This window comes from Microbacterium mangrovi (assembly GCF_000802305.1).
GTDB classification, from domain to species: Bacteria; Actinomycetota; Actinomycetes; order Actinomycetales; family Microbacteriaceae; genus Microbacterium; species Microbacterium mangrovi.
The window spans coordinates 574,779-586,927 of record NZ_JTDK01000006.1 but is presented as its reverse complement, the minus strand read 5'-3'; the positions used below and the strand labels follow the sequence as shown (position 1 = coordinate 586,927).

General features: G+C 71.8%; 12 protein-coding genes and 1 pseudogene. 7 read left to right on the top strand and 6 right to left on the bottom strand.

What is annotated here, in order from left to right:
• Complete coding sequence (locus LK09_RS06580; protein ID WP_039397296.1) at positions 1-264, bottom strand: hypothetical protein; 264 nt, start codon at positions 262-264, stop codon at positions 1-3.
• 118 nt (positions 265-382) lie between these two features.
• Between LK09_RS06580 and LK09_RS06575 the strand changes: the two genes are divergently transcribed.
• Together LK09_RS06575 and LK09_RS06570 are read left to right on the top strand one after the other, a co-directional pair.
• The gene (locus LK09_RS06575; RefSeq protein ID WP_039397294.1) at positions 383-763 is read left to right on the top strand and encodes a cold-shock protein; all 381 of its coding nucleotides are present in this window, start codon (positions 383-385) and stop codon (positions 761-763) included.
• A complete protein-coding gene (locus tag LK09_RS06570) occupies positions 747-1,313 on the top strand; it encodes a DUF3027 domain-containing protein (RefSeq protein WP_039397292.1) in 567 nt (188 codons plus the stop codon). The genes LK09_RS06575 and LK09_RS06570 overlap by 17 nt, the downstream gene beginning before the upstream one ends.
• A gap of 70 nt (positions 1,314-1,383) precedes the next feature.
• Here the strand turns inward: LK09_RS06570 and serC are convergent, their stop codons facing one another.
• The 5 genes and pseudogenes from serC to LK09_RS06545 form a co-directional block, all read right to left on the bottom strand.
• A complete protein-coding gene (gene serC / locus LK09_RS06565; RefSeq protein ID WP_039397291.1) occupies positions 1,384-2,514 on the bottom strand; it encodes a phosphoserine transaminase in 1,131 nt (376 codons plus the stop codon).
• 9 nt (positions 2,515-2,523) lie between these two features.
• Entirely contained in the window at positions 2,524-3,684 is a 1,161-nt protein-coding gene (locus LK09_RS06560; RefSeq protein WP_039397289.1) for an N-acetylglucosamine-6-phosphate deacetylase, read from the bottom strand.
• A gap of 4 nt (positions 3,685-3,688) precedes the next feature.
• A complete protein-coding gene (gene nagB, locus LK09_RS06555; RefSeq protein ID WP_156138665.1) occupies positions 3,689-4,480 on the bottom strand; it encodes a glucosamine-6-phosphate deaminase in 792 nt (263 codons plus the stop codon).
• Positions 4,481-4,497: 17 nt separating this feature from the next.
• Positions 4,498-5,442, bottom strand: a complete 945-nt coding sequence (locus LK09_RS06550; protein WP_197060981.1) for an N-acetylglucosamine kinase — start codon at positions 5,440-5,442, stop codon at positions 4,498-4,500.
• Positions 5,439-6,914: pseudogene (locus LK09_RS06545) on the bottom strand (sugar porter family MFS transporter); the annotation flags it as partial. The gene LK09_RS06550 and the pseudogene LK09_RS06545, both read right to left, overlap by 4 nt.
• Positions 6,915-7,041: 127 nt before the next feature.
• On the opposite strand from LK09_RS06545, the gene LK09_RS06540 reads away from it, so the two are divergent.
• From LK09_RS06540 to LK09_RS06520, 5 genes are all read left to right on the top strand, one after another.
• Positions 7,042-7,767: a GntR family transcriptional regulator gene (locus LK09_RS06540; RefSeq protein ID WP_197060980.1), complete on the top strand. Its 726-nt coding sequence runs from the start codon at positions 7,042-7,044 to the stop codon at positions 7,765-7,767.
• Between the two features lie 63 nt (positions 7,768-7,830).
• Positions 7,831-8,556 carry a metal-dependent transcriptional regulator gene (locus tag LK09_RS06535; protein WP_039397283.1) on the top strand — a complete coding sequence of 242 codons (726 nt, stop codon included), beginning with the start codon at positions 7,831-7,833 and terminating at the stop codon, positions 8,554-8,556.
• A gap of 257 nt (positions 8,557-8,813) precedes the next feature.
• Complete coding sequence (locus LK09_RS22110; RefSeq protein ID WP_269430922.1) at positions 8,814-9,635, top strand: M23 family metallopeptidase; 822 nt, start codon at positions 8,814-8,816, stop codon at positions 9,633-9,635.
• A 209-nt stretch (positions 9,636-9,844) separates the two neighbouring features.
• The gene (locus tag LK09_RS06525) at positions 9,845-10,579 is read left to right on the top strand and encodes a hypothetical protein (RefSeq protein WP_231562970.1); all 735 of its coding nucleotides are present in this window, start codon (positions 9,845-9,847) and stop codon (positions 10,577-10,579) included.
• Between the two features lies 1 nt (position 10,580).
• Positions 10,581-12,119 carry a DNA polymerase Y family protein gene (locus tag LK09_RS06520; RefSeq protein WP_039397279.1) on the top strand — a complete coding sequence of 513 codons (1,539 nt, stop codon included), beginning with the start codon at positions 10,581-10,583 and terminating at the stop codon, positions 12,117-12,119.
• Positions 12,120-12,149: the final 30 nt, after the last annotated feature.

Here is a 12,149-nt window from a genome sequence, read left to right as displayed (position 1 = left end):
TCAGCGGCCCCTGTTGGCCCGTGACCTCCGCACGAAGCTCGAGAGCACCACGAAGATCAGCATCGCGAATCCGAGGATCGGCGCCGCGTAGACGAGGACGCCCACCACGCGCCAGAAGGGCGTGTTGAAATGGGCGCCGGCCGGGGTGGCGATGATGATCGCGAAGAAGCAGATCACGGACAGCACGAGCAGGGACAGGCCCGTGATCGCCAGGATGCTGTCGATCCGGCGTGCCGGGAGATCGCTCTGCTGCGGTGCACTCATCCGCTCAAGCCTACTCGGCGCTGGGATGCCTGCAGTGTCGTAGGCTGGAATGCCGGGCTCGATCAGAGTTCCGGCACGTTCCCCCTCCGCGCGAGCGGATCGATTCAGCGAGGTCACGATGCCCACCGGCAAGGTCAGGTTCTACGACGAGGAGAAGGGCTTCGGCTTCATCTCCTCCGACGACGGTCAGGACGTCTTCCTGCACGCCACCTCCCTGCCCCAGGGAAGCACGGTCAAGCAGGGCTCGCGCGTCGAGTTCGGCATCGCCGACGGCAAGCGCGGTCCGCAGGCCCTGTCGGTGCGGGTGCTGCAGGCGCCGGTGAGCCTCGCCAAGAAGTCGCGCACGCCCGCCGACGACATGGCCGTGATCGTCGAAGACCTGGTGAAGCTGCTCGACACGATCGGCGGCGACCTGCGTCGCGGCCGCTACCCCAGCGGCTCCCACGCCAAGAAGATCGCCGCAGTCCTGCGCAAGGTCGCCGATGACTTCGACGCCTGACAGCGACGCGCTCGCGGTCGCCGCGCACGATGTGGCGCTGGCCGCGCTGCACGAGATCACGACGCCGGCGAGCGTCGGCGAGGCGGCCGGTTACGGCGTCGAAGCCGACGGCACGGTGTCGCTGCGGTTCGTCAACCGGCTGCCGGGCTACCCGGGCTGGTTCTGGACGGTGAGCATCGGCCAGGTCGAGGATGCCGAGCCCACGGTGCTCGAAGCCGAACTGCTGCCCGGCGATGACGCCCTGCTCGCTCCGGACTGGGTGCCGTGGGCGGACCGGCTCGCCGACTATCACGCGCACCAGGCGGAGCTGGCCGCCGCGGCGGCCGAAGCGGAAGCCGACGACGACGAAGACGACGAGTCCGACGAGGACGCGGACGACGAGTTCGACGGCGACGACCTCGATGACGAGGACTCGGACGACGAGTTCGACCGCGACGATGAGGATCACGAGGACGACCTCGACGTCGACGACCTCCACGACGACGACGACGTCGACGGCGTGGACATCGACGCCCTCGGCGAGGCCGAGCCCCAGCTCGCCCAGGACTGAATCGGTCCTCCGCCGCACGCGACGAGCGCCCGCCGAGTCCTGCTCGGCGGGCGCTCGTCTCGGTCGCGGGTCAGTCCGCGAGCCGCTCGATGACGTGGTCGACCGCGCGGATGAGCGTGCGCACGTCCGCCGGATCGATCGAGACGAACGTCGCGATGCGCAGCTGGTTGCGGCCGAGCTTGCGGTACGGCTCGGTGTCGACGATGCCGTTGGCGCGCAGCGTCTTGGCCACGGCCGCGGCGTCGACCGTGTCGTCGAAGTCGATCGTGACGACGACGGGGGAGCGATCGGCGGGGTTCGCGACGAACGGGGTCGCGACCTGCGACGCCTCGGCCCATTCGTACAGCGCTCCGGACGACTCGCGGGTGCGTGCGTCGGCCCAGGCGAGCCCGCCGTTCGCGAGCATCCACTCCAGCTGGGCGTCCATGAGCACCAGGGTGGACACCGCCGGGGTGTTCAGCGTCTGGTTGAGTCGCGAGTTGTCGACCGCGTTCTTCAGGCTGAGGAACTCGGGGATGTAGCGGTCGGATGCCGCGACGCGCTCGATGCGCTCGATCGCGGCGGGGGACACCGCGGCGAACCACAGGCCGCCGTCGGACGCGAAGTTCTTCTGCGGCGCGAAGTAGTACACGTCGGCCTGGTTCAGGTCGACGTCGATGCCGCCCGCGGCGCTGGTCGCATCGATCACCGTCAGCGCGCCCGCGTCGCCCGCGACCCGCTGCACGGGGGCCGCGACGCCGGTCGAGGTCTCGTTGTGCGGCCACGCGTAGACGTCGACGCCGGCGACCGGCTCGGCGACGGTGCGGGTGCCGGCATCCACCTTGCGCACGTCCGGCGCCTGCAGCCACGGGGCCGCCGCCGCGGCGGCGAACTTGCCGCCGAATTCGCCGAAGACGAGGTTCTGCGCGCGGTTCTCGATGAGGCCGAACGCCGCGGCGTCCCAGAACGCGGTCGAGCCGCCGTTGCCCAGGATGATCTCGTAGCCGTCCGGCAGACGGAACAGGTCGGCCAGGTGCGCGCGCACGCTCCCGACGAGGTTCTTCACGGGCGCCTGACGGTGCGAGGTGCCCAGCAGCGCCGCGCCCGGACCGGCGAGCGCGGCGACCTGCTCGGGGCGCACCTTCGACGGGCCGCAGCCGAACCGGCCGTCGGCGGGGAGGAGATCAGCGGGCAGGGTCAGCGACGTGGCATCCTGGGGCATCCTCTGATTCTAGAGGCGCGCTCCGGACGCCTCCGCCGCGTGAACCCGCGTGACGCGGAGGCTCTCGTCGAGCACCACGAAGTCGGCGCGCAGCCCCGGGGCGAGGTCTCCGACGTGCGCCCAGCCGATCGCGTGTGCCGGCGTGGTCGCGGTCTGCCGCACCGCCGCGGTGAGCGCAGCGTCCGGGTCGGGGCCGTCCAGGCCGCCGCCCGCGTGCACGGCGGCGCGGAAGAGCGCGTCCATCGTCGTCGTGCTTCCGGCGATCGTGTCGGTGCCGGCGATGCGGGCGACCGCGTCGCGCACCTCGACGCGCAGCTCGCCGAGCGTGTACTGGCCGTCGCCGAGCGCGGCGGCGGCCATCGCGTCGGTGACCAGGGCCACGCGGTGGGCGCCGGCGGCATCCAGCGCGTGCCGGTACAGCTCGGGATGCAGGTGCGTGCCGTCCGCGATCATCTCGATCGTCACCCGCGGGTCGCCGAGGAGCGCCACGACGGGTCCGGGGTCGCGGTGATGGATCGGCCGCATCGCGTTGAACAGGTGGGTGGCGACCGTCGCCCCGGCATCCACGGCGGGGGCGACCTGCTCGTACGAGGCGTCCGTGTGACCGACCGCGGCGATCGATCCGGCATCCACCGTCTGCCGGATCGCGTCGAGGGCGCCCGGCAGCTCCGGGGCGAACGTGATCATCCGGATCGTCCCGTCGGCGCGGGCGAGGAGGTCGGCGAGCTCGCCCCCGTCCGGGGCGCGCAGCGCGGCCGGGTCGTGGGCGCCGCAGCGGTCGGGGCTGATCCAGGGGCCTTCGAGGTGGATGCCGTCGACGACGCCCTCACGGACGAGGCCGGACAGGAGGTCGACCTGGGTGCGCAGCCGCTGCGGGTCGGCGGCGACGAGGCTGGCCATGCTCGTCGTCGTCCCGTGCGCGAAGTGCGCCGCCCGCGCCCGCCGCACCGAGGCCTCGTCGAGGTCGGTGTAGTCGCCGCCGCCCCCGCCGTGCACGTGCATGTCGACGAAGCCGGGCACGACGGTGGCGGCGCCGAGATCCGCGTCGGGAGTGCGCGGCGGGACGCCGCTGCCCACGGCGACCACGGTGCCGTCGGCGCGAGTGTCGATCCAGCCCGGAGAGTGCACGGCGGTCGCGGTGACCACCCGTGCGGCGCTGATCAGGGGCATCCGCTCAGACCTCGTATCGCTGCCACTCGGGCAGGTTCGCGAACGTGTGCCGGTAGTAGTCGGTCAGCGTCAGGCGCGCGGCGGCATCCTCGTCGATCACGACCGTGGCATCCGGGTGCAGCTGCAGCGCGGATCCGGGGCACATGCTCGACAGCGGTCCTTCGACCATCGCGGCGACGGCGTCGGCCTTCGCCGCCCCGGTCGCGACCAGCACGAGCCGGCGGGCGGCGAGGATCGTGCCGAGTCCCTGCGTGAGGCAGTGCGTGGGCACCTGGGCGAGGTCGCCGTCGAAGAAGCGCGCGTTGTCCTCGCGGGTGCGCGGCGCGAGCGTCTTGATGCGGGTGCGGGAGGCGAACGAGGAGGTCGGCTCGTTGAAGCCGATGTGCCCGTTGGTGCCGATCCCGAGGATCTGGATGTCCACCCCGCCGGCCTCGGCGATGAGCTGCTCGTAGTCCGCGCACGCGCGCGCGATGTCCGCGGCCGCCCCGTCGGGGACGTGGACGAGGGCGGGGTTGAGGCCGAGTCGGTCGGTGACCTCGCGCCGGATGACGCTGTGATAGCTCTGTTCGTGGGCGTAGTCGATGCCCACGTACTCGTCGAGGGCGAAGGCGCGGACGGCGGTGAAGTCGAGTTCGCCGGCGGACTTGCGGTGCTCGAGTTCCGCGTAGATGGCCAGCGGGGACGAGCCGGTGGCGACGCCGAGCACGGCGTCGGCCTTGGTGCGGACGACCTTCGCGATCTTCGCGGCGGCGACGGCGCCGACCTCGGCCGGGGTGGGGACGATGACGATCTGCATGATGGGGCTTCCTGTGTTCAGAGAGACGGGGTGAGGAGTTCGGCGGCCAGGCGCACGGCGCCCGAGACGGGAGCGGCGGTGAGGATCTCCAGGTCGTGGATGCCGCGGACCGCGAGGCGTTCGCGCACCGCCTGCTGCAGCAGCGGCTGATGGACGGCCTGGCCGCCGGCGAGGACGACGGGTCCGGGCATCCCGAGCCGGTACGCGACGCTCGTGGCGATGTGGGTGAGGGCGTCGGCCGCGGCGGCCACGATCGCGGCGCTGACCGGTTCGCGGTCGGCCGCGAGCTCGAAGACGACCCGGGCCCGGCCGGCCCAGTAGCGGCGCTCGGGGTGGGAGTAGAAGTGGTCGAGGATGTCGGCCGGGTCCTGCAGTCCGCAGTCGGCGGCCAGCTGCTGCGAGAGCCGGTCGGCGGGCTCGCCCAGATCGACCCGTTCCAGGGCGTGCCGCACGGCCATCCGGGTCACCCAGTACCCGCTGCCCTCGTCGCCGAGCAGGTACCCCCAGCCGCCGGACCGGGCGGTGTGCCCGTGGGCGTCGCGCCCCCAGCCGGCCGAGCCCGTGCCGGAGATCACCGCGATGCCCGTGGTGCGGCCGGCGGCGGCCAGCAGCAGCTCCGAGTCGTGCACCACCCGGATCGCCGCGTTCGGCGCCCGCAGCGTGAGCAGAGCACGGAACCGCTCTTCGCCGCCGGGGGAGTCGGCCCCGGCGACACCGGCGCAGATCGCGGTGATCGGGGCGTCCCCGAGCTGCGCGAACACGATGCCGAGCTGGCGGGACGCCTCCTCGACGCCGACGGATGCCGGATTCGCGGAGCCGGCCAGGATGTCGGCGTGCACCGTCGCGCCGTCGCTGAGCACGGCGTGCGTCTTGGACCCGCCCACGTCGATGCCGAGCACGAGGCCCGCCCCGACGGGACCGGTGGATGCCGGCCCCGTCGGTGTCCCGTGATCGGGGATCACGCGTCGCCCCGGCGGGCGGCGGTCTCGGAGGACGGGGCGGCCTTCGGCCACTTGCCGCCGTTCTCCCAGAAGAGGCGGATGTCGTCGAGCGGGCGCCCCTTGGTCTCGGGGGCGAACTTCAGCACGAACAGGAAGGCGAGGACTGCGAACCCGCCGAGCACCGCGAAGGTTCCGCCGCCGCCCAGGATCTGCAGCATCGGCAGGAACGCGACGCCGACGATGTAGTTGGCGACCAGGTCGCTGGTGAGCATCGTCGACGAGCCGGCTCCGCGCAGGTGCGACGGGAAGGTCTCGCCGGCGTATACCCAGACCAGGGCGCCGAAGCCGCACGTGAAGCCGATGTTGAAGAGCATCAGGCCGATGAATCCGAGGATCGCGTAGCCGCTGGAGAGGTGGATGTCGGTCGGGTCGGTCTGACCGGCGGCGCCGACGGCGAAGGTGTAGACCATGATCGCGCCGGCGGCGATCATGATGCCGATGCCCGTCAGGAGCACGGGGCGACGGCCGAACTTGTCGACGACCGACATCGACACGAAGACGGCGATCAGGCCGGCGACCTGCACGAGGACGGGGATGCCGAAGATCGCGGCCGTGTCGGTGGGGGGAAAGCCCATGGCCTTCACGATCTGCGGGCTGTAGTAGACGATCGCGTTGATGCCGGTGATCTGCACGGCGAATCCGAGGCCGATGACGAACAACAGGGCGCGGCGATACGGACGGGTGGTCATCTGCCTGAAGATCGACGCTCCCGACTTCTTCTTCTCCTGGGCCTCGCGCAGGTCCTGCTCCATGCTGTCGAGCTCGGCGTGGGTGTCGGTGTCGGGGTCGATTCGCTCGAGCACGCGGGCCGCGTCGTCGCGGCGACCGCGCATCATGTACCAGCGCGGTGTGTCGGGAGCGCGCAGCAGCAGCAGCGTGATGAGGATGCCGGGCACGGCGGCGAGCCCGAGCATCAGGCGCCAGCTGCCGAGGCCGGCGAGGGCCCACGCGACGAGGTACCCGAGGATGATGCCGGTGACGGTGGCGACCTGGTACATGACCAGCAGCGCGCCGCGGATCTTGATGGGGGAGGACTCGGCGACGAACATCGGCACGACGACGATCGAGATGCCGATCGCGAGGCCGAGGAGCACGCGGAAGATCGCGAGGGAGGCGACGCTCCACGCGAGCCCCGACAGCAGCGAGAAGGCCGTGAACAGGATCGCCACCAGCACCATCATGCGCTGACGGCCGAAGCGGTTGGCGAGCCAGCCGCCGGCGAGGGCGCCGGCGATCTCGCCGAAGATCACGTACGAGGTGAGCAGTCCGAGCTCCGCCGGCGACGTGATGTGGAAGTCCTTGGCGATGAAGTCGAGGGCGCCGCCGATGTTCGACGAGTCGTATCCGTAGATGATGCCGACGGTCGCGGCGGCCACGGCGACGAGGACGGCGAGCCTCGACGAGTGGCGGATTTCTTTCAGAATGCCCACTTTGGCTCCTTCTGGGTTTCCGGCGTTGGTTCGTGCGGGTCAGACCATGGTCTAGACCAATTCGTGGGTCTAAGATTGGCATAGACCAATTTGGTTTGTCAAGATGGTGATCAAATTACGGAGGCGGCCCATGCGTGTCCCCAAGTACTACGCCTGCAAGGTGCGCCTCCTCGAGCTCATCGGCGGCGCGGCGCCGGGAACGATGCTGCCCACCGAGCGCGAGCTCGCCGACCTGTACGGCACCTCCCGCACCACCGTCCGGCAGGCGCTCACCGAGCTCGTCGCCGAGGGGCGGCTGGACCGGGTGCAGGGCCGCGGCACGTTCGTCGCCGAACCGAAGCTGGTGCACGTGCGCCAGCTGACGTCCTTCAGCGAGGACCTGGGCGCCCGCGACACCCGCAGCGTGCTCGTCGAGATGGCCGACGAGGTTGCGGATGCCGAGGCTGCCGCGCATCTCGAGGTCGGCGCCGGTGCGGCGGTGCAGCGCATCGAGCGCGTGCGCTGGGTGGGGGAGGAGCCGCTCGCCCACGAGACGGCCCGGCTGCCCGCGGAGTTCGCCGTCTCGGCCGCGGAGCTCGCCGAGCACGGGTCGCTCTACCGGACGCTGCGGGACCGGCGCGGGGTGACGATCGCGGGCGCCGACGACGAGGTCGAGACGGCCCTCGCGACGCCCGAGGAGGCCGCTCTGCTGGGCACCGAGGTCGGTCAGCCGCTGCTCGTCGTCCATCGCACGGCGTGGGACGAGCACGGCCGGATCGTGGAGTGGACGCGGTCCGTCTTCCGGGGCGATCGGTTCCGCTTCCAGGCGCGGGTCGGGGCGCGCCCCGCCGGAGACCGGGCGCCGGTCGCAGGATAGGCTGGATCGGGGGCGTCACCACCGGCGTGCGCCCTGCGAACGCCGAGCACACGAGACGAGCACATGGCTGACCTCATCGACACCACCGAGATGTATCTGCGCACCATCTTGGAGCTCGAAGAAGAGGGCATCCCGCCGCTGCGCGCCCGCATCTCCGAGCGTCTCGGACACTCCGGACCCACCGTCTCGCAGACCGTCGGGCGCATGGAGCGCGACGGTCTCGTCGTCGTCTCCGAGGACCGCCGGCTGCTGCTCACCGACGACGGCCGGCAGAAGGCCGTCGACGTGATGCGCAAGCATCGCCTGGCCGAGCGCCTCCTGAGCGACGTCATCGGGCTGGACTGGGCGTACGTGCACGAAGAGGCCTGCCGCTGGGAGCACGTGATGAGCGAGCTCGTTGAGCGTCGCCTGGTCGAGCTGCTCGGGCACCCCACCGAGTCCCCCTACGGCAATCCCATTCCGGGGCTCGACCTGATCGGCGACGCGCCGACGACGGTCACGTTCGAAGAGGGCGTCACCGGCCTCGTTCGGGCGCTCGATGCGGCGGGGGGTCCCGTGCGCGGCACGGTGCGCCGCCTGGCCGAGGTCGTGCAGGTCGATCCCGAGCTGCTGCGCCAGCTTCGCGAGGCCGGCGTCGTTCCCGGCGCGACCGGGGATTTCCGGTACAGCGAGGGCTACGTCCTCGTGCAGATGGACGGCGTCGAGGACGGCTTGGAGCTGCCCGTGGAGGTCGCATCGCATCTCTTCCTGCTCGACGAGGACGCCGCGGTGCGTCGCGTCGGAGCGTGACAATTCCGTTACCTTCCGGTACCGTGGAACGCGTCCACAGGCGAAATCCCCGCCGACGGACCCCGCGCCGAGGTCTTCCCAGCTCGTCATCGGCACGGTGACGTCAGAGCGGCATCCCGAAACGTCACGGGCCGCACCCGAGCAGATTTCCGACGAGCCTGCCTCCCACGCGCACTGCGCCGACGGAGTCGCAGAGGCCGCGGAGGTCACGTTTGACTGAAGAGAATCCCCAGATCGTTCCCCGAGATGAGCGGGCGGTGACCCGGCGATCCACCAGGATCGCGACGACCGGTCCGGCGACCGGCACCCGTTCCGCTGCGAAGCCGGCACGTCGTCGTCGCGGACCCCTGCGCAGCCTCGCGGTCTACGGCATCATCGGGGCCCTGGTGCTCGGCGTGGCGATCCCGGCGTACAGCGCGCTGCAGCAGCCCGCGCAGGCGCGGACGATCCAGCAGGTCGCGAACGCCGACGCGCAGGAGCTCGTCGTCGCCTCGGGTGCCACGCAGGCGCCGCTCTCCCGGGACTCGTATTCGGCCACCACGGGCGACTCCATCGCCAAGGCCAAGGCCGAAGCGGCCGCCGCCGCCCGGGCGAAGGCCGCCGCGAAAGTGCAGACCGCGTCCTATTCGACCTCGAGCACGTCGAGCACCGTCACCTTCGCTCCGGGCTCCGGCACGTTCCGCTGGCCGCTGACCCACGTCGACCATCTCGGCGACGGCTTCATGGCGCGCGGTGGCGAGCACATGGGCGTCGACCTCCTCGACCCGGCGCGCACCCCGATCTATGCGGCGACCGACGGCGTGGTCAAGGTCTCGAGCGAGAGCTACTACGGCTACGGCGTGGCGGTGGTCATCTCGTCCAGTGCGGGCGGCAAGTCCCTGGACACGGTCTACGGGCACATGACCTACGGCAGCCGGGTCGTCTCGGTCGGGCAGAGCGTCAAGGCCGGTCAGCTGATCGGACTCGTCGGCAGCACGGGGCGCTCCACGGCGAACCACCTGCACTTCGAGGTGCACATCAACGGCACCCCGATCGACCCGTACCAGTGGCTGCTCGCCAACGTGGGGCCGATGCCGTAACCCTCCGTTCCCCTTCTGCGCGCGGCGCGGTGTGATCCGATTCACACCGCGCCGCGCGTTTTTCGTCCCTTCTCCCCGTCGCGCGGCCGAAAGGCGGCGCATTCGAACAAAACTTATGGAAGTCGCCCGTCTGGATGTCGGAGGGGAGCGATAACGTCGAAGCCTCGATTGACGCAGTAGAACATCAGTTCTATTCTTGAAGACGGGGAATGACGATGGAACAGGCGATGGCGGTGCTGGATGCCGCACCCGTGCGCACCGGTGGCGACGCGACCTCACGCATCGCCCATCTGCGCTCCCGCGTCGAGCAGGTGCAGGGGCGGCGGCTGGGGGCATCCGTGCTGCCGGTGCACCCGGCGCTGTCCGACCTCCTTCCCGGCGGAGGACTCCGGGCCGGGGCGGCCTACACGATCGGCCCCTCGACATCGTTGCTGCTGGCTCTGCTGGCCCGGCCCTCGCAAGACGGCTCGTGGTGCGCGGCGGTGGGCATGCCCGACCTCGGGATCGAGGCGGCCTCCCAGCTCGGCGTCGAGCTCTCGCGGCTCGTGCTCATCCCCGACCCGGGCGAGCGCTGGCTCGCCGTGACCGCCGCCGTCGCCGATGTGCTGCCGGTCGTCGCGACCCGACCCCCGGGGCGGGTGAGCGAGGCCGAGGCATCCCGCCTCGGCGCGCGCCTCCGGGATCGCGGCACGGTGCTGCTGGTCCAGGGAGTCTGGCCCCAGGCCGAGGCCGCGCTGAGCATCGCCGCCCCCGAATGGTCGGGGCTCGGGGCGGGGTACGGGTACCTCACCGAGCGCGTCCTCACGGTGACGGTCGAGAGCCGCCGGTCGCCGGTGCCGCGTCGGGCACGACTCGTGCTGCCCGATCCGTCCGGCGGGCTGCGCAGCCAGAGCCCGGTCGCGCGCCCGCAGGCCGCCGCCTGGACCGAGCGGGCGGTGGGCTGACATGGTCCGCAGTCTCGTGCTCTGGATCCCCGACTGGCCGGTCGTGGCCTGGGCGCGAGCGTCCGGGAGCGAGGCGGGACCGGTGGCCGTCGTCGACAAGAACATCGTGGTCTCGTGCTCGGCATCGGCACGGGCCGACGGCGTGCGCCGCGGTCAGCGCCGGCGCGATGCACAGGCCCGCTGCCCGCGACTGGAGATCGTGGCATCCGACCCCGATCGCGACCAGCGGGTGTTCGCGCCGGTGGTGACCGGCATCGAAGAGCTGGCACCCGGGGTGCAGATCATCCGCCCGGGGCTGTGCGCACTGCGCGCCCGGGGGCCTGCCCGCTACTACGGGGGCGAGGCCGAGGCCGCGGAGGTGCTCGTCACGGCGCTGGCGATGGCGGGGTTCCCGGGGGCCCGGGCGGGGATCGCCGACGGTCCGTTCACGGCCGAGCAGGCGGCGCGCGCACACCGTTCCGGTGCGGAGGTCTCCGGCAACCCGGCGGTGCGCGTCGTCCCCGAAGGGGAGGCGGGCTCCTTCCTCGCCCCGCTTCCGGTCACCACGGTGGGCGATCCAGAGCTCACCCATCTGCTCGCCCGGCTGGGCGTGCACACGCTCGGCGCCTTCGCCGCGCTCGAACCCGACCGAGTGCGCGAGAGGTTCGGCGAGCGGGGGGTGCGGCTGCACGATTTGGCCGCCGGAGCCGATTCCCGGCCGGTGCAGCCGCGGACCCCGCCGCCCGAACTGCACCGCGAGGTCGCGTTCGAGCCGCCGCTCGAAGACGCCTCGCAGGTCGCGTTCGGCATGCGCATCGCCGCCGAGGAGTTCCTCGACCGGCTCGGCGGCCATGGTCTCGTGTGCACCGAGCTGAGGGTCGGCATCCTCGCCGAACGCGGAGAGACCTCCGACCGGGTGTGGCTGCATCCCGGGTCCTTCGACGCGGCGGCGGTGGTCGATCGGGTGCGCTGGCAGCTCGCCGAGGCATCCGACCTGCGCAGCGGAGTGGTCCTGGTGCGGCTGGACCCGGCCGCCGTGGATGCCGCCTCCCACCATCAGCCGGCGATCTTCGGATCAGGAGCAGACGAGAAGGTGCACCACGCCCTCTCCCGCGTGCAGGCGATGCTCGGGCACCGGGGCGTGCTCACCCCGGTGATCGAAGGAGGCCGCTGGCTGGGGGAGCGCCAGACCCTCGTGCCGTGGGGAGACCGCGTCGAGTCGAAGCCGGATGCCGCCCGCCCCTGGCCGGGGAGCCTCCCGCCGCCGCTCCCGACGACGGTGTTCCCCCGGTCGCTGCCGGTCGATGTGGTCACCCGGTCGGGCGATGTCGTGGTGGTGGACGAGCGCGGCACCCTGTCGGGCGAGCCCGAGCTGTTCGCGCAGAGCGGCAGGCGTCGCGAGATCGTGTCGTGGGCGGGACCGTGGCCCGTCGACGAACGCGGGTGGGATGCCGATCGCCGCCGGGTCGCGCATCGGTTCCAGGTGGTCGATGCCGAACTCACCGCGTGGCTGCTGGTCTGCGAAGACGGAGCCTGGAGCGCGGAGGCCCGCTATGACTGATGCGAGCCGCCCGGGCGAGAGCGGAGTCCC